Below are 17,156 nucleotides of genomic sequence, written 5' to 3' on the forward strand. Positions count from 1 at the left end.
GGAGGGGCGGCACCCTGTGCGGGGGTGCCGCCCCTCTCCGCTCTCCGCCTGTCAGTGGTTGACGGTGATGTGCTTGGCGAGCGCGGTGACGGAGAGGTCGCCGTGGTCGACCCACTCGGGGAAGGCGAGTGTCTTGTGCTGGGTGGAGGCGGGCGGGGTGATCTCCAGGTAGGAGGCGCGCACGGCGCCCGAGGTACTGGTGTTGGCGTGCGTCCAGGCGACGACGGCCTCGGCGCTCTCGCCGTCCTTGAGGGTGAGGGTCTTGCGGCCCGGGTCCTTGGCGTACCAGGTGTCACCCCAGTGCGTGTGGGACGTGAGGGCCTTGTGCCGGGAGTTCTCCAGGCCCAGACCGGGGTAGCCGCGCAGCACACAGGTCCTGCCGCTGAGGTTGCGCAGCCTGATCACGACCCCCTCGTGGTTCATGCCACCGGCGAGCTGCTCGCCGAACGTGGCCTTGAGCGCGGAGGCCGAGCAGGTCGGCGTGGTCCTCGCGCCGCTGGTGCCCGCGGCCGAGGCGGTGCCCGCCCAGGCGAGGCCCAGGCCGGCGACGGCGGCCACGGCGAGCACCGCACGGCCGAGCCTGCGGCCGGAGCGGCGCCTCGCCGTGGAACGGGTGACGAGGGTCTGGTCGGTGGTGTTCCGGTGTTCGTTCACGATGACGGTGCTCCACTCGTACTCTGCGCCGCGAGCCGCGTCCGCGTCCGGCGCCGTCTTCTTGTGCCCTACACCAGGTTCGATGCGCGCCACGGCGGAAATGTTCGCCGTATTTCGCGACAATTTCTCCCGCCCCGAGCGCCGGCACGCGCGCCCCGCCGCCCCCCTTCACACCGACGGCTCCGCCCACTGGTCCGCCGGCACCACCCCGACGGACCGGCCGTCGGCGTCCAGGAGGCGGCCGAGGAGTCTGTCCAGCCGGAGGATGTCGCTGACCGCCGCGCAGTTGCGGGTCCCGGGGAGCAGGATGAGGGTCTCCGGCGGCCGCCGTCGGTGAACACGATGCGGGCCTGTACGTCGGTGATACCTGGCACCCGGGGAGCAGGTCCGAAGGCCTCGTCCACGTCCTGAGGTCCCTGCTCGCCGAGGCTGACCTGATCATGGCCGTCGACGGCCGCTCGGACTGCGGGGATCCTCTGTGGCCCCCGGCCATCAGTCGGTGGCCACCGCCAGGTGCGGCGGGGGATCGTCGGATTTCGGCCGGTGTCCTGTTTTGGATCACCTGATCTGATGGTGATCAAGAGGCTGAAGGATTCGCCACGTAGTTTGATCGCTACTTTCTGTAACTCCGGTTGTCGTTGGGGTGACCGGGGCTCTGGGAGAGGTGCGTGTTGAAGAAGGTAGTGGTGGGGTTTGTTGCGGCCGGTGTCTTTCTCGCGGGTGCGGGGACGGCGTTCGCTTCGTCGTGGCAGAAGTTGTCCCTCAAACCGGTGGATCGAGCGGCTGCCTTCGAAAAGGGGCGCTACCGGTTCAACCCGGCCGGACAGAACCACGGTTCGTTCGAGTGGAGCGGGCGGCTGGTCGATGCGGCCCCGCGCGATGGGCACAACGTGTTCGTGGCGGTTCGCGTCGAGGGCCATCCGCCGGTCCGCTACTACGGAAAGCAGGGCAAGGCCGTCGACCTGCACCACTACAACTGGGACGGAGCCCAGCGGTACACGGACGACGCCTACATCACCCTGTGCGTGGACCGGGGGTCCATCAGAGGAGAACTCTGCTCCGCCCAACTGCACCTGACGTCTCCGCAGAAGGACTGAGCAGGTTCACGATGCACGAAGTGCTCGCAGCTCGGGGAATCGAGCTCGCCTACGGCTCCTCGCACGTGGTGAAGAGAGCCGACATCGGGGTCCGGCGAGGTGAGATCGCCGCCATCACCGGTCCCAGCGGGTCGGGGAAGTCGTCGCTGCTGTACTGCCTCGCAGGCGTCCTGCCGGTCCAGGGTGGTGAAATCCGCTTCGAGGGACGCTCGCTGGGTGAACTCGACGACAGTGAGCTGAGTGCCCTGCGGCGCGACCGGTTCGGCTTCGTCTTCCAGTACGGCGAGCTCCTTCCCGAACTGACCGTGGAGGAAAACGCCGCGCTGCCGCTGCGCCTGGCAGGACAGCGGAAGGCGGAGGCGCTCGCCGCCGCAGGCGAGGTACTTGGCCGGCTCGGTCTCGCAGACCTGCGCGGGCGACGCCCGTCGCAGGTCTCCGGCGGGCAGTGCCAACGAGTCGCCGTGGCCCGCGCCCTTGTGCACCGGCCGGCGGTGGTGTTCGCCGACGAGCCGACCGGCGCCCTCGACAGCGTCAACGCGCAAGCCGTGCTGGATGAGTTCCTCGTGCTGGCCCGCTCCCAGGGCACGGCCGTCGTACTCGTGACGCATGATCCGGACATCGCGGCCCGGGCGGACACCAGGTACACCATGGTCGACGGGGTGCTCACCCTGCAGGGAGCGTTGACCCGGTGAGAGAACTCATGCTGGGGCTGCGACTGCTGTTCGGCAGCGGTCGCGGCAACCGCGTGCGATTCGCGCTCATGACGCTGGGCAGCTCGATGGGGGCGTGCTGTCTGGCGATCATGCTGACGATTCCCGGCATCCTGGCGGTCCAGGATGGCCGTGTGGCGGCTCGGCAGCCCGATTCCCCCCACTCCGGGGCGACTGCCGGCCTGCCCCTGTGGCTGGAACGGGCCGATCCCTACGGCTCACACGTCCTCACCCGCGTCTTCATGGCCCGGGGCCCGACGGCCGTGGTGCCGCCTCCGGGCCTGAAGGCCATCCCCGGCCCTGGAGAGGTCTTTGTATCCCCGAGCCTGCGTGAACTGCTGGGCAGGGAGCCGGGACTGGCCCACCGCCTGCCCGGGCGGGAAGCGGGGCTGATCGGCCCCCAGGGCCTGGCCCGTCCGGACGAACTCGTCGCCTACGTGGGCACGAACCGCGACGACCTCCCCGACGGTCGACGCGCCGCCGGGTTCGGACACGACTCGGCGCCGCCCCCGGCCCTGGACCCGTCGGCACTCGACAGCCTGCGCTTCACCATGGCGTGCGTCGTCCTGTTGCCGCTCGTTGTGTACCTGTCGGTGTGCGCCCGTCTCTCCGCCGCGGAACGATCCCGGAGACTTGCCGCCCTTCGACTGATCGGCATGAGCATCCAAGAGGTGCAGCGGGTGAACGCTGCCGAGACCGTGGCCGCGGCCGGACTCGGTGCCGTTCTCGGGCTGGGTGAGTTCTGGGTCCTGAACCAACTCGCTGCCCGGGTCGGCCTTCCCGGGTTCACGTGGTATCCGGGGGACGGCGCGCTGTCCGCTTCGACACTCGTGGCATGCCTGGCCGGTTGCCCCGTGCTCGCCTGGTTCGTGGGACGCGCCAGTGCACGGAAGGCGGCGGCGAACCCGCTCGCCGTACGCAGGTCAGCGGTGCAGAAGGCACCTTCGTCCTGGGGGTTTCTCCCGCTGCTCGCAGGATCGGGCATCGCTGCGGGGTACTGCGTGGCCGGCGCGACAGGGCATGTACCCGATGGCAGCTTTCTGCCCGCGCTGCTCATTCCCTCGTCGGCGCTCCTGATCGGGTTCGGCCTCGTGGCGGCACTTCCGTCGGTGAGCCGGTTCTTCGCGCGACGGCTCGCCCGATCGACCCGTTCTCTCGCGCTCAGTCTCGCGATGCGACGCAACGAAGCCGAGCCGGGGGGCGTGCTGCGGGTGTCCGCGGGCCTGGTCCTGCTCGTGTTCGTGACCTCATTGGCTCAGGGGGTGCTGATCCAGTTCGACGAAAGCATCAGGAACTCCTCCCCGCTGCAGAGCTATGACATGCCCTACGACCAACTCACCGCAGGGCAGCGGAAGTCGCTCGAACAACTTCCGGGTGTTCGAGGCCATGTGATCACCCTGCAGGCCTCGTTGGTCGGTGCCTCGGAGTGGGCAGAGGCCCCTGATGTCGTGGTGGCCACGTGCGCGCAACTGCGGGCAGTGGTGGCATGGGTCGGTGACTGCGCCGACGGGCAACCGATCCGACTGTGGGACGGCGACGGGTACACGGGCGGGCCGGATTTCGCCGGGCGGAAGATTCTTCTCTCGTCGAAGACCGGACAGAGCGGCGCGCAGCTCACAGTGCCCGAGCGAGTTGTCCGGTACCGCGCCCTGGACAGCATCGGACTCGGCATTCAGCCGGTGCTCGTTCCACCGTCCGTGCTGCCGACGGACGCCCGCCCCGGATGGGGCAGGTACGTCCTGGTCAGTGCATCCGATCCGGACACCGTCCGCCAGGTTCTCGACGGCATCGGACGCATCGGCCCGACCATCGAAGTCACCCCCGAAGGAGTGAACCCCACCGACTTCCAGGAGTTCGCCGTAGTCAGGACGCTCCTCACCGTCGGCATGGTCCTGGGCCTGGTCATCGCCGTCGCCGCGTTCGTGGTGGCGGCCACCGACCGGGCCGTCGAGCGCCGCTCCCAGGTCACCGCCCTCTCGCTCCTCGGCGCCCGCCCTCGAACCCTGCGAGCCGTGCAGGTCACCCAGGTCGTCCTGCCATTGACCGTGGGGTTGGTCCTGGCCGTGGTGGTCGGAAGGGTCGCCGAGTCCGGGTACCTGGTCTACTGCCAGGGGGCGACCTTCTGGGACGGCGAAGGGCTGCCTGTCCTCCTCGTCGGCACTCTGGCCGTGATCGTGGTCGCCGCGCTGGGCGCATTGCCGCTCGTGGGGCGGCGGATCGATCCGGAGCTGATTCGGCGGGACTGAGACCGAGAGGTAGTTGAGGCAGGGGGCGGCACCCGGTATCAGGGGGTCGCCCCCTCCGGTCGTCGGGGTGTGGGTAGGTGCGGTTGAGTCGGCGGGGGACCTGCGGAAGGCTTCGGGGGCATGGAGTTCTTCTGTTATCACAGGGACCGGGCCGGTTCCGGGGTGCTGCGTGGGGCGTTGGTGGAGGAGCACTGGTCGTACATGGACCGGTACGACGACGGGCTGATCGCTCGGGGGCCGACGTTCGGGGCGGACGGGGAGACGGTCAGTGGGAGTGTGCACATTGTCGAGCTGCCGGATCCGGCGGCTGCCCGGGCGTTCGCCTTCGACGAGCCGAACTATCAGGCGGGTGTGTACCGGGACGTGCTGCTGCGGAGGTGGCGGAATCTGCTGGGGCGCACGATGTGGGAGTTCCCGGGTGGGCGGACCGGTGGCAGGCGGTACCTGGTGGTGGGGCTCGGGCCGGTGCAGGACGGTGAGGGTGGGGGTGGTGGTGAGGGTGGACTGCCGGGCGGGGGCGGTCGTGACGAGCTGATCGCGTTCGGGCCGTTGCTGTCCGATGACGGCAGGGTGTGGGTCGGTACGGCGGCGCTGGTCCGGGCGGAGGGGCCGGAGGCGGCGCGGGCCGTGCTGGCGCCGGTGCGGTACGCGGATGTCGAGGTGCAGGAGTGGGAGTTCGGCGGGCGGCGGTGAGGGGGGGCAGGGTGGGTGGGCCTTCGCTAGGGGGTCAGGGGGAAGAGGCAGAACTCGTTGCCCTCCGGATCCGCCAGGACGGTGTGATCGTCGTGGCGGGCGCGCACCGACGCCCCGAGGGCCGTCAGGCGTAGCGTCTCCGCCTCCGGGTCGGCGGCGCGGACGTCCAGGTGGACGCGGTTCTTCAGCTGCTTCCGTTCCGGGACGAGCTGGAACCACAGGCGCGGGCCACCCGACGCCGGTTCCAGGAGGACCGTCGGGTCGTCCTCGGGGCTGTCGATGCCCAGGGAGCGCAGGCGGGCCAGTTCGGTGTCGTCGTAGGGGGCGATGGCGTAGTCGTCGAGGGCGGCGGCCCAGAAGCGGGCCGCCGAGGCGGGGTGGGCGGCGTCGAAGACGAGGTCGTGGAGGTGGGCCATGGGCGCATCCTGTACGGCCGGGTGACGTCACGCGACCAGCAACTCCGCGAGTGTGTCGGCGAATTCGGTGACGCGGTCCCGCCCGGGGCCGCTCCGGGCGATACGGAACCCGTGCCGGCGACCCCAGAACGCCGCCTGCACGGCGTGGAACTGGGCCCAGCGTCCGACACGTTCGCGGTCCAGCTCCGCCGCGTCCGCGAAGACGTCGAGGAGACGGTGGACGGCCCTGGCGAGGTGGTCGGCCCGCATGAGCGAGAGCGCGCGGGACTTCAGCAGGGTGCCGCCGTCGTACGCCGGGTCGCCGGCACAGCCCTTCGGGTCGACGGCGAGCCACGGCTCCCGGTCCGCCCGCAGGATGTTCCGTGCGTGCAGGTCGCCGTGGACGAGGGTGTCCGGCTGGGCGAGGCCCAGTTCACGGGCCGTGGCGACGGCCGCCTCCGTCACGCGGGGCGGGAGCGTGTGGGACAGCTCTGCCGCGTTCCGGTGCAGCTCCGCCGCCCAGAGCTCCGCCCGGTCCCGGAGGCGGGGCAGGGCCGGGGGTGCCGGGACGGCCAGGCGGTGGTTGAGGCGGCCCGCGATGGTCACCACCGTCTCGTCGTCGGACTCCAGTGCGGCGAGCGTGGTCGGGTGGGCCCGTTCCAGGAGGAGGGCGAAACGGGCGTCGTCACGTCGGTGGAGCCGCACCGCGCCCCGGCCGGCCCACACCTCGAAGGCGTCCGGCTCGTGGACGTTTCCGGGGTGCGGGAAGGACACCTTCAGGACGGCGCGTGTGCCGGTGGGCCGCTGTCGCACGGGGACGATCAGACCGACACCCCCGTGCGTCACCTCACCGTCGGGCACGCACTCCCAGCGCTCCAGCAAGTCGGCAACGATCGCGGGGAGTTCGGCGATCCAGGCCGCCCCACGATCGCCCTCGCGGTCGATCGTGCCCCGCACCAGTGCCTCCGGAATGCCGATCACCCCGGCACCCTACGCGGCGCCGGCCGGACCGTGCGCGGGCAGTGCGGGGTACGGCCACGATCGGCGGCAGGCCACGTCCGGCGGCCACGACGGACGGTCGAAGGCGGCGGTCACGTCCGACGGCAGGCCACGTCCGGCGGCCACGACGGACGGTCGAATCCGGCGGCCACGTCCGACGGCAGGCCCCGGCCGACGGTCGAATCCGGCGGCCCCGGCGCCCCGCCCTCCCAGGCCCGCGCCTACAGCGAAGCGCCGCTGTCCACCAGCAGGTCCGTTCCCACCACCGACGCCGCGGCGTCGGAGGCCAGGTAGAGCACGGCCGCCGCGATCTCCTCCGTGGCCGAGACCCGGCCCAGGGGAAGGGTGGCCCGCGCCCGCTCCGCCCGGTCCGCGTCCGTCTCGCCCGATCGCAGCGACATCGGGGTGGCGGTCGCGCCGGGGCTGACCACGTTGATGCGGACGCCGTCGCGGATGTGGTCCAGTGCCGCGCCCCGGCTCAGCGCGGTCACCGCGGCCTTCGTCGCCGCGTAGGCGGCGGCGCCGGGGGCGGTGGTGTGGACGCCGAAGTTCGAGGAGACGGTGACGATCGCGCCGCCCGTCGGCTGGGTCCGCATCCGCCGGATCTCGGCCTGCAGCGCGAGGTGCACGCCGGTGACGTTGACCGCCAGCTGCTCGTGCCAGTCGGCCTCCGGGAGGTCGGCCAGTGGCACCCCGCCCCGGAAGAGCCCCGCGTTGTTCACCGCCACGTCCAGCGAGCCGAAGTGGTCCACGGCGGCCACGACCAGCGCCTCCGCGTCCCCGGACCGCGAGACGTCGGCCGGCGCCGCCAGCGCCGCGCCGCCCCGCTCCTCGATCAGCGCGACCGTCTCCTTCAGCGGCTCGGCGCGGCGGCCCGCCACGACCACGCGCGCGCCCTCCGCCGCGAACGCCAGGGCGACGGCCCGCCCGATGCCGCTGCCGCCGCCGGTGACCAGCGCCGTACGACCCGAGAATCGATCCCCGGTGGTGGTAGTCATCAATGCGATCTCTCCCTTTCCCTTTTCCCTTTTCTTGAACGATCGGTTCAGTATCGAGGTGAAAAAAATCCCCGCGTCGGCGGGGAGTGCCGGTCAGTCCAGCAGGCGCAGTGCCTGGTCCGCCGCGTCCCGGACCCGTGCCGGGTCCGTCGAGGCCTTGCCCACCACCCGCAGGCCCTGCAGCAGGACCAGCAGGGTGCGGGCGAGGGCCAGCGGCGCCCGGTCGGCGGGGAGTTCGGCCTGGGCCTGGGCCCGGACGAGCGCCGCGTGCAGGGCGGTCTCGACGCGGTCCCAGTCGTGTTCGACGCTGCGCGCGGCGGCCGGGTCGTGCGGGGCGAGCTCGGCCGCCGCGTTGGTGACCATGCACCCGCGCAGCCGCAGGCCGTCGGTGGCGGACTCGTCGGCGTACTGCCGTACCAGCGCGCGTACGGCCGGCAGCACCGGGCCCGGCTGGGACAGGGCCCCCAGCAGGGGCGGGAGGCGGTCCTGCTGGTAGCGGTCCAGTGCCTTCAGGTACAGGTCGTGCTTGCTGCCGAAGGTCGCGTAGAGGCTGGCCCGGCCGATGCCTAGGTGCTCGACCAGGTCGGCCATGGACGTCGCCTCGTAGCCGCGCCGCCAGAACAGCTCCAGGGCTGACAGCAGCGCGGCGTCCGGGTCGAACTCCTTGGTCCTGGCCATGTGCCAGAGCCTAGATTTTTCCAGAACGATCAGTCAAGTAAGCCTGGAGGGCAGGGTGGGGAGTTCAGGCCGTCCGTACCTCGTACGCGGCCACCCGCACCGTCTCGTCGTCCAGGCACTGTCCGGTCGCCAGGTCGAAGCGCTGCTTCAGCAGGGGCGAGGCGACGAACGGGCGGCCCTGGTGGGTGCCGGTCAGGCCGCGGGAGAGGACCGCCGCGCCGCCGAACGGGTCGCGGTTGTCGATGGCGTACAGCCGGTCCGCGCGGTCGCGGAAGAGGGCGACCTGGCGGCCGTCCGGCAGCAGCGCGGCCACGCCCCGGCCGGGGGTCAGCCGGTCCAGGTCGCAGACCGTGAACCAGCTGTCCTCCAGCCGCAGTTGGACCTTCAGGTCGGTGGTCTCGGGTGCCAGGGTCATCGCTGGGCGCTTCCTTCCAGGACCTCTTCGGTGGGGCGCATGCCGATGGACAGCAGCGGCAGGTCGGGCTTCATCTGGTCCCGCTCGGGCACGAAGCCGACGACCGGGTCGGGGGTGTCGGGGGCGTTGACGAAGGACACGAACCGGGCGAGCTTCTCCGGGTCGTTGACGGTCGACGCCCACTCGTCGGCGTAGTGGGCGACATGCGCCGCCATCAGCGACTCCAGCTCCTCGCAGATGCCCAGGGAGTCCTCGACGACGACGTCACGGACGTGGTCGAGGCCGCCCGGGATCCGCTCCAGCCAGGTCGAGGTGCGCTCCAGGCGGTCCGCGGTACGGATGTAGAACATCAGGAAACGGTCGATCAGCCGGACCAGTTCGGCGTCGGACAGGTCCTGCGCGAGCAGGTCCGCGTGGCGCGGGGTGGCGCCGCCGTTGCCGCCGACGTACAGGTTCCAGCCGCCCGCGGTGGCGATCACGCCGAAGTCCTTCGACTGGGCCTCCGCGCACTCCCGGGCACAGCCGGAGACCGCCGACTTGAGCTTGTGGGGCGAGCGCAGACCGCGGTAGCGCAGCTCCAGGTCGATCGCCATCCGCACCGAGTCCTGGACGCCGTACCGGCACCACGTCGAGCCCACGCAGGACTTCACCGTCCGCAGCGACTTGCCGTACGCGTGCCCGGACTCGAAGCCCGCGTCCACCAACCGCGTCCAGATCAGCGGGAGTTGTTCCACCCGCGCCCCGAACATGTCGATCCGCTGACCGCCGGTGATCTTCGTGTAGAGGCCGAAGTCGCGGGCGATCTCGCCGATCACGATCAGCCCCTCGGGGGTGATCTCGCCGCCGGGGATCCGCGGGACGACCGAGTACGAGCCGTTCTTCTGGAGGTTGGCGAGGAAGTGGTCGTTGCTGTCCTGGAGCGCGGCCTGCTCGCCGTCCAGGACGTAGCCGCTCGCGCCGATCGTCGGGGCGAGGGAGGCGATGATCGACGCCACGGCCGGCTTGCAGACCTCGCAGCCGTCGCCGCCCCGGGCGCCGTCCCGGCCGTAGCGGTCCAGCAGGTCCTGGTAGGTGTTGAGGCGCAGCGCGAGGACGATCTCGTACAGCTCCTCGCGGGTCTGCGCGAAGCAGCCGCACAGGCCCTTGTCGACCTCGACGCCGGACGCCTCCAGCTCCGCCGTGACCAGCTGGCCGAGCACCTTGACGCAACTGCCGCACGTCGTACCGGCCTTGGTGCACTTCTTCACCTCGGGCACGGTGGTGCAGCTGTGCTCGGTGACCGCGCCGCGGATGGTGCCCTTGCGGACGTTGTTGCAGGAGCAGATGATCGCGTCGTCCGGCAGCGCGGTCGGGCCGAGCTGCACGGACTCCCCGGCTCCGGCGGGCAGGACGAGGGACTCGGGGGAGACCGGCGGGACGGAGCCGGTGAAGGCCTTCAGCGTGCCGTACGCCTCCGCGTCCCCGACCAGGATGCCGCCGAGGAGTGTGCCGTCCCGGCCGATGACCAGCTTCTTGTACAGGCCGGAGCGGGAGTCGGAGTAGACGACGTCCAGGCAGTCCTCGGCCGTGCCGTGCGCGTCGCCGAAGGAGGCCACGTCCACGCCGAGCAGCTTCAGCTTGGTGGACAGGTCGGCGCCGGTGAAGGCGGCCTCGTCGGCGGCGATGGTGGCGGCGGCCGTCTCGGCCTGCTCGTAACCCGGCGCCACCAGGCCGTACACCCGGCCGTCCGCCGCCAGCGCGCACTCGCCGATCGCGAACACCTGCGGGTCGGAGACGGTACGGCACTGCTCGTCGACCGTGATGCCGCCGCGCTCGCCGACGGACAGCCCGCAGTCCCGGGCGAGTTGGTCGCGCGGCCGGACACCGGCGCTGAACACCACCAGATCGGTGGCGAGTTCGGAACCGTCGGACAGCTTCATGCCGGTCACGGCGCCGGTCTCGTCGACGACGATCTCCTGCGTGCCCACTCCCGTGTGCACGCTCAGCCCCATCTCCTCGATGGTGCGCAGCAGGGCCGCGCCACCGCCCTCGTCCACCTGGACGGGCATCAGCCGGGGCGCGAACTCCACGATGTGCGAGGTGAGTCCGAGGCCCTTGAGCGCGCCGGCCGCCTCCAGGCCGAGCAGGCCGCCGCCGACCACGGCACCCGTCGTGGCCGTCCTCGCGTACTCCTCGATCGCGAGCAGGTCCTCGATCGTGCGGTAGACGAAGCAGCCGGTGGCGTCCTTGTTCGGGACGGGCGGCACGAACGGGAAGGAACCGGTGGCGAGGACGAGCGTGTCGTACGCGAACACCGCGCCCGACCGGGCCGTCACCTTCCGCGCCTCGCGGTCGACCGTCACCGCCGGGTCGCCGACGTACAGCTCGATGCCGTGCGTCTCGATGAACTCCTGGTCGGTCAGGGAGAGTTCCTCGGCGGTCCGGCCCGAGAAGTACGAGGTGAGGGCGACCCGGTCGTACGCCGGACGCGGCTCTTCGCACAGCACGACCACGCGGTGCGTGGCGGTCAGGCCGCGCTCGGCGAGCGCCTCCAGGAAGCGCTGGCCGACCATGCCGTGGCCGACGAGCACGATCGTGGGGGTGGCCCCCGGGGCGGCGGTGGTCATCAGGAGCCTCCATCGTTGGTGAGCAGGTGGAGCAGCGGCCCGCCGTCGGAGGGCAGCGGCTCTGCTCCCTCCCAGGCGCGGGCGAGCGCGCCGACGGTGCCGAGTTCGCCGACCAGGACCCCGCCGACCAGCCGGTCGTCACGGACGACGACCTTGCGGTACGTGCCCCGGGTGGCGTCGGCGAGCTGTACGACGTCGTCGCCGGGGCGGGCCTCGGTCTCGCCGAACGCGGCGAGGTCGAACGTCGTGGGCGGGGAGTCGGTGCCGGCGAGGGTGAGCCGGGTGAGGGAACGGGTGCCGGTGTAGCGGGAGTCGCCGTTCCCGGCGAGCAACTCGGCGAGCGCTTCGGCCTGTTCGAGGGCGGGTGCCGCCAGGCCGTACACCGTCCCCTGGTGCTGGGCGCAGTCGCCGATGGCGTGGATGCGCGGGTCGGAGGTGCGCAGTTCGTCGTCGACGAGGATGCCCTGGTGGACGGCGAGTCCGGCGTCCTGGGCAAGGCCGGTCCGGGGCCGGACCCCGCACGCCACGACGACCAGATCGGCGTCGAGGACGTATCCGTCGGCGAGTTCCACCGAGCGGACCGCGCCGCCGACGCAGCGCACGTCCCGCACCCGGCACTCGGTGTGCACCTCGACGCCCAGGTCCTTCAGGTGGCGCAGCACGAGCTTGGAGGCGGCCGGGTCGAGCTGGCGCTCCATGAGCCGTTCCGCCTGCTGGGCGAGGACGACCCTCGCGCCGCGCACCGCGAGCGCGCGGGCCGCGGAGACGCCGAGCAGCCCGCCGCCGACGACCACCGCCCGCACTCCGGGCCGTACCGTCTTGGACAGTCCCAGGCAGTCGTCCATGGTCCGGAACGCGTGCACGCCCTCGGGGAGGACGTGGTCGGGCGTGCTGTGCCCGCCCGGGGGACAGTCCCCGGACCCCCGGCCGGAGGAGCGGGCCGGCTCCTCGGCCCGGTGTGCCGGGGCGAGGTAGGTGTCCCTGAACAGGCCGCGCAGCGGCGGGAGTACCGGGTTGGAGCCGGTGGCCAGGACCAGCGTGTCGTATGCGATCTCCGTGCCGTCCGCGCAGCCGACGGTCCGGGCGGCGCGGTCGATGCCGGTCACCCGGGTGCGGACGAGGCCGGCGGGCGCGGGGAGGGCGATCACCTCGGGGGCGTAGCGGCCGGCCAGCACCTCGGCGAGCAGCACCCGGTTGTACGGGCGGTGCTCCTCGTCGCCGACGAGCGTCACGGAGACGTCAGCCCTGTCGAGCTCACCGAGCCGCCGGGCGAGACGGACGCCCGCGAGGCCGGCGCCGATCACCACCACACGCGAATTCGAGGTCATGTCAGGAGCGTGCGCGGCCGACGTTACCCGGCCGCATCACCACTGTTTCCCACGAGGAACGCTGCCCTCTTCGGAGACCGGGGATGGGTGTGAGGGGTCCGGGGGCGGGCCGGCGGGGGCTGTGAGGTGGGGGAAACGCGGGGGTGCGGCCGGGCCGCGGCGCAGGCAGTAGGGGGAGGGGCCCCGGTTGTGTACGGCTCAGCGGCTGCCGGTCAGGTGGGCGAAGACGACCACGTTGCCCTGGTAGCCGGTCGTGCGGGAGTAGCCGCCGCCGCAGGTGATCACTCTGAGCTCGGGGCGCCGAGCGGCGCCGTACACCTTCTCGTCCGGGAAGTCGCGGGCCTGGTAGACCTCCACCGCGTCCACGGTGAACACGGCGACGGCCTTGTCCTGCCGGTCCACCTCGATGGTCGCGCCGCGCTTGAGGCCGCCGAGGTCGTAGAAGACGGCGGGGCCCTCGGTGTTGTCGACGTGCCCGGCGACGATCGCGGTGCCGGTCTCGCCGGGGGCGGTCCCGGCCTCGTACCAGCCGGCGAGGTTCTTCTCGCCGGCGGGCGGCACGTCCAGGCTGCCGGCGGGGGTGAGGGAGAGGCCCATGAGGGGGGCGCTCACACGGATGGCGGGGATACGGATCCGGGTGGGCGGGGAGTGCGGCAGCGCGGGAGCCCGCAGCCGTTCCTCGACGGGGTCGGGGCGGCCCTCGGCGGCGGACGGCTGCGGCGGGGTGTGCGCTCCGGCGCCGGGTGCGAGGAGCCAGATGCCCGAGCCGAGGGCTACGACGGTGACGGCGGCTATCGCGGTGTCCCCGATCTTGCGCATGCGAACCCCTCTCTCAGAGGTGGGAACGTCTCACAGGGGGACCAGCTGCCGGCGATGGTGACAACCTCTGGCAGACGTGACCCCCTACCCCCTCCGGGCCGCGAGGGGCGTCGGACCCGGAGGGGGTGGGATGTGCGGTACCGGCGGACGGACAGCGGAGGGTGTCCGTCAGATCACATCGCCTCTCGCCCGGCGATGCAGGAGCCAGGTACCACCCGCGGCGGCGACGGCCAGAGCCGTCACACCCGCCGCGGTCTGCACGGGGTCGGTGCCCAGGGCACCACCGACCCCCGTCTTCACACTGCCGTGGGGCTGCAGCTGCCCGGCGGCGGCGGGCGTCAGCGCCACCGTCAGGTCCCCGGTCACCTGCCGGGTCCCGTCGGCGCACTTCGCGACGATCTCGTACGTCCCCGGCTGCGCGCTCGGCGGCACCCGGAACTGCCCGATCGCCTCGCCCTCGTGCGCGCTCGGCGCCAGCGTGAACGTGCCGGCGCCGACGGAGCCGGCGTCGCCGACCGCCGACCCCTTCTCCCCGCAGGCCGCGGTGTTCACGCTGACCTGGCCGCCCGGCGCCGCGGTCGACGGGTACACGTCCAGGGTGCCGGTGCCGGTGCCGCCGCCGTACGCCGGCGCGGCGGCCACACCGGCCGCGGCCACGGCGAGCGCGGTCCCGGCCAGCAGACGGGCGGTGCGTCGCATGGTGCTCCTCCGTCGAGCTCGTCCACTCCCTTGCTCTACCGAGGTAAAAGCAGGCGGCCCGGCCCCGCTCCCCGAGATTCCGTCGGCTGTGGGATGAACGGGTGTCACAGAGGCGGTTCGCGACGCGGGTTGCGGGGGAATTCGAGCAGGTCAAAGGGGCTGCGCAGGGAATAGTGTGAAGAACACACGAATGGGGGCCCGGCGGGAGTGAAACGGGTGACGGCCGTCGAATCGGCTACACCGCGCCCTCCGGCACCGTCCGGATCGCCGCGATGTCGAACTGCAGCCGGACCGTCTCGCTCACCATCGCGCCGCCCTCCGCCAGCCGGGAGTTGTAGGCCAGGCCCCAGTCCATGCGGTTGATGGTGGTGGTGCCGTCGAAGCCGACGCGCTGGTAGCCGAAGGGGTCGGTGACATGGCCGATGTAGGTCAGCTCCAGGTCCACCGGACGCGTCGTGTTCTTGATGGTCAGGTCGCCGGTCATGACGTACACGTCGGGGGATGTGAGGCGGACCGCCGTGCTCCGGAAGCGCATGCGGGGGAAGGCGGCGGCGTCGAGGAAGTCGCGGCCGACCAGGTGGGCGTCGCGCTGCTCCACACCCGTGTCGACGCTGCCCGTGGAGAGGATGAGTTCCGCCTGGGAACGGGACGGGTCGCGGCCGTCGAAGTAGAGGCGGCTCTTGTATTCGGTGAACGCTCCGCGGACCGTCGTCACCATCGCGTGCCGGACCGAGAAACCGATTCTGCTGTGGGCCGGGTCGACGATCCATTCGCCGGTGAGGGCGGCGAGGGCGGGGTCGAGCAGGACGGGCGCGGAGGTGGGGGAGGCCGGTGCCGTCGTGGGGCGCGGCGGGGCCGTGGGGGTGCGGCGCGCGGTGTGGGGGCGGCTGAACAAGTTCATGTTTTATCTAGTTAGTGCACGTGGGGAATTGCCGCAAGTACATGTACGGACATGGTCGTTGAGGAATTCGGTGGGCCGTCACGGAAACCGCACATCTTCACCATGGATTCCGCTCAGGAAGCATTCCGGAATTCCCCAACTCCGCGGGATCGACTCCGCGGATCGACTCCGCGGGCTCAATTCCTTGAATTGCGCCATTCGATGCCGTCCGAGGTGTATGCGACGGCCGCCCCGGTTCGCTCACCGGGACGGCCGCCGCCATGACTCAGTTCACGTTCACCGCACTCCAGGCGGCCGCCACGGCGTTGTACTCCGTGCTCCCCGCCCCGTACAGGTCCTTGGCCGCGTTGAGCGTCGCCGTCCGGGCGCCCGCGTAGTTCGTCGAGGACGTCATGTAGACCGTCAGCGCGCGGTACCAGATCGCGCCCAGCTTGTCGCGGCCGATACCGGTGACCGTCGAGCCGTTGTAGGTGGGCGAGTTGTAGCTCACGCCGTTGATGGTCTTCGCGCCGCTGCCCTCCGCGAGGAGGTACGCGAAGTGGTTCGCGACGCCGGAGGAGTAGTGGACGTCCAGGTTCCCGACCGAGGAGCTCCAGTAGTCCGCCGAGCTGCCGTCCTTCGAGGGCTGGTCCATGTAGCGCAGCGCCGTCTTGCCGAAGCCGGAGCGGACGATCTTCTCGCCGATCAGGTAGTCGCCCGGGTCGGAGGAGTTGTTGGCGTACCACTCCACCAGCGTGCCGAGGATGTCGGAGGTGGCCTCGTTCAGGCCGCCGGACTCGCCCGAGTACGTCAGGGCCGCCGTCTTGGAGGTGACCCCGTGGGTCATCTCGTGGCCGGCCACGTCGAGCGCCACCAGCGGGCCGAAGGTGGTCCCGTCACCGTCGCCGTACGTCATGCAGAAGCAACTGTCGTCCCAGAAGGCGTTGTTGTAGCTGTTGCCGTAGTGGACGCGGTTGTACGAGCCCTTGCCGTCCCCGGCGATGCCGTTGCGGCCGTGGACGTTCTTGTAGTAGTCCCAGGTCTCGTTGGTGCCGTACTGGGCGTCCACGGCAGCCGAGGCGCGGTCCGAAGTGGCCCCCGTTCCCCAGTGGTTGTCGGCGTCGGTGAACACCGTGTTGGGCGCCCGGCTGATGCAGATGCCGAAGATGCACAGGTCGGTCTTGTTCGCCGCGTCCCCGGTGAACGTGTTGCCGCGGGTGGGGTCCGTGAGGTTGTACGACGATCCGGACTGCGTGGTCTGCAGCGGGACCGTGCCGCTGTACAGCGACTGGCCGTCGCCGGTCGCCGTCTCGATGCTGTCCCAGGCGTCGATCTGGGCGCCGGTGCGGGCGTCCGTCAGCACCGTGCGGGCGACCGGGTTGCCGAGCGAGTCCTTGCCGACCGCGTTGGTGCGCCAGGCCAGCTTCGGCGTGCCGTGCAGGGCGTCGACGACCAGCTGCGGTTTCGCCTGCACCTGCTTCAGCGCGTCGCCGAGGTTCGCCGCCCGCAGCGCGTTCACCGCGAGGTCGGCGGCCTTCGGCGCGGATATGTTCGGCACGATCGAGGCGAGGGATATCTTGCCCCGGGTCGCGCGGTCGGCGCCGCGGTAGCTGCCGTTCGGCTTGAGGTGGACGACGAAGTCGCCGCCCAGGACCGGGAGTTGCCGGTACGTACGGTCGTAACGCACGTGCTGGGTGCCGTTCTTGTCCACGACCACGTCCCGGACCGAGGTGCCCTCGGTGGACGTGAGTCCCAGGGTGCCCGCGTACTGCACGAGCGCCTGCGCCGCGTTCTCGATCGCGGCGGCCCTGGTCGGTCTGGTGTCGGCGTGGGCGGCGGGGGACAGCGCGGCGGCCAGCAGGGTCGCGCTGGTGACGGCGACGCCCGCCGTGGCGAGACGGGAGGCTCGGGTGTTCCGTGTCCGGCTCATCGGTCTCCT

The 17,156-nt window shown here is 71.5% G+C and carries 16 protein-coding genes; 4 read left to right on the top strand and 12 right to left on the bottom strand.

The window, feature by feature from the left end; translation table 11 throughout:
• Nucleotides 1-51: 51 nt before the first annotated feature.
• Nucleotides 52-654, bottom strand: coding sequence for a DUF4232 domain-containing protein (locus ACGFZS_RS01435; protein ID WP_393793399.1), 603 nt, complete (start codon nucleotides 652-654; stop codon nucleotides 52-54).
• Between the two features lie 770 nt (nucleotides 655-1,424).
• Here ACGFZS_RS01435 and ACGFZS_RS01440 point away from each other — a divergent pair.
• From ACGFZS_RS01440 to ACGFZS_RS01455, 4 genes are all read left to right on the top strand, one after another.
• Nucleotides 1,425-1,751 (top strand): hypothetical protein, encoded by a 327-nt coding sequence (locus ACGFZS_RS01440; RefSeq protein ID WP_393793400.1) that lies wholly within the window; start codon nucleotides 1,425-1,427, stop codon nucleotides 1,749-1,751.
• 11 nt (nucleotides 1,752-1,762) lie between these two features.
• The gene (locus tag ACGFZS_RS01445) at nucleotides 1,763-2,443 is read left to right on the top strand and encodes an ABC transporter ATP-binding protein (RefSeq protein ID WP_393793401.1); all 681 of its coding nucleotides are present in this window, start codon (nucleotides 1,763-1,765) and stop codon (nucleotides 2,441-2,443) included.
• Entirely contained in the window at nucleotides 2,440-4,707 is a 2,268-nt protein-coding gene (locus ACGFZS_RS01450; protein WP_393793402.1) for an FtsX-like permease family protein, read from the top strand. Before ACGFZS_RS01445 ends, ACGFZS_RS01450 begins: the two co-directional genes overlap by 4 nt.
• A 120-nt stretch (nucleotides 4,708-4,827) precedes the next feature.
• On the top strand, nucleotides 4,828-5,400 hold the full coding sequence (locus ACGFZS_RS01455) for a YciI family protein (protein WP_393793403.1): 573 nt from the start codon (nucleotides 4,828-4,830) through the stop codon (nucleotides 5,398-5,400).
• 26 nt (nucleotides 5,401-5,426) lie between these two features.
• Here ACGFZS_RS01455 and ACGFZS_RS01460 read toward each other — a convergent pair whose 3' ends face one another.
• From ACGFZS_RS01460 to ACGFZS_RS01510, 11 genes are all read right to left on the bottom strand, one after another.
• Complete coding sequence (locus ACGFZS_RS01460; protein ID WP_393793404.1) at nucleotides 5,427-5,816, bottom strand: VOC family protein; 390 nt, start codon at nucleotides 5,814-5,816, stop codon at nucleotides 5,427-5,429.
• A 27-nt stretch (nucleotides 5,817-5,843) separates the two neighbouring features.
• On the bottom strand, nucleotides 5,844-6,776 hold the full coding sequence (locus ACGFZS_RS01465) for an aminoglycoside phosphotransferase family protein (RefSeq protein ID WP_393793405.1): 933 nt from the start codon (nucleotides 6,774-6,776) through the stop codon (nucleotides 5,844-5,846).
• 239 nt (nucleotides 6,777-7,015) lie between these two features.
• The gene (locus ACGFZS_RS01470; RefSeq protein ID WP_393793406.1) at nucleotides 7,016-7,792 is read right to left on the bottom strand and encodes an SDR family NAD(P)-dependent oxidoreductase; all 777 of its coding nucleotides are present in this window, start codon (nucleotides 7,790-7,792) and stop codon (nucleotides 7,016-7,018) included.
• 93 nt (nucleotides 7,793-7,885) lie between these two features.
• Entirely contained in the window at nucleotides 7,886-8,470 is a 585-nt protein-coding gene (locus tag ACGFZS_RS01475; RefSeq protein WP_393793407.1) for a TetR/AcrR family transcriptional regulator, read from the bottom strand.
• Between the two features lie 64 nt (nucleotides 8,471-8,534).
• Nucleotides 8,535-8,885: a nitrite reductase small subunit NirD gene (nirD, locus tag ACGFZS_RS01480; protein WP_393793408.1), complete on the bottom strand. Its 351-nt coding sequence runs from the start codon at nucleotides 8,883-8,885 to the stop codon at nucleotides 8,535-8,537.
• A complete protein-coding gene (gene nirB / locus ACGFZS_RS01485) occupies nucleotides 8,882-11,491 on the bottom strand; it encodes a nitrite reductase large subunit NirB (RefSeq protein ID WP_393793409.1) in 2,610 nt (869 codons plus the stop codon). Before nirB ends, nirD begins: the two co-directional genes overlap by 4 nt.
• Nucleotides 11,491-12,819, bottom strand: a complete 1,329-nt coding sequence (locus ACGFZS_RS01490) for an NAD(P)/FAD-dependent oxidoreductase (RefSeq protein WP_393793410.1) — start codon at nucleotides 12,817-12,819, stop codon at nucleotides 11,491-11,493. Before ACGFZS_RS01490 ends, nirB begins: the two co-directional genes overlap by 1 nt.
• Nucleotides 12,820-13,017: 198 nt before the next feature.
• Nucleotides 13,018-13,638: a class F sortase gene (locus ACGFZS_RS01495; protein ID WP_393793411.1), complete on the bottom strand. Its 621-nt coding sequence runs from the start codon at nucleotides 13,636-13,638 to the stop codon at nucleotides 13,018-13,020.
• A gap of 168 nt (nucleotides 13,639-13,806) precedes the next feature.
• On the bottom strand, nucleotides 13,807-14,337 hold the full coding sequence (locus ACGFZS_RS01500; protein ID WP_393793412.1) for a hypothetical protein: 531 nt from the start codon (nucleotides 14,335-14,337) through the stop codon (nucleotides 13,807-13,809).
• Nucleotides 14,338-14,572: 235 nt separating this feature from the next.
• Entirely contained in the window at nucleotides 14,573-15,238 is a 666-nt protein-coding gene (locus ACGFZS_RS01505; RefSeq protein WP_393793413.1) for a YceI family protein, read from the bottom strand.
• Nucleotides 15,239-15,503: 265 nt separating this feature from the next.
• Nucleotides 15,504-17,147 (bottom strand): M4 family metallopeptidase, encoded by a 1,644-nt coding sequence (locus ACGFZS_RS01510; protein WP_393793414.1) that lies wholly within the window; start codon nucleotides 17,145-17,147, stop codon nucleotides 15,504-15,506.
• Nucleotides 17,148-17,156: the final 9 nt, after the last annotated feature.

Origin of the sequence: Streptomyces sp. NPDC048288, assembly GCF_043201555.1 — a bacterium.
In the GTDB taxonomy this organism is placed as follows: domain Bacteria; phylum Actinomycetota; class Actinomycetes; order Streptomycetales; family Streptomycetaceae; genus Streptomyces.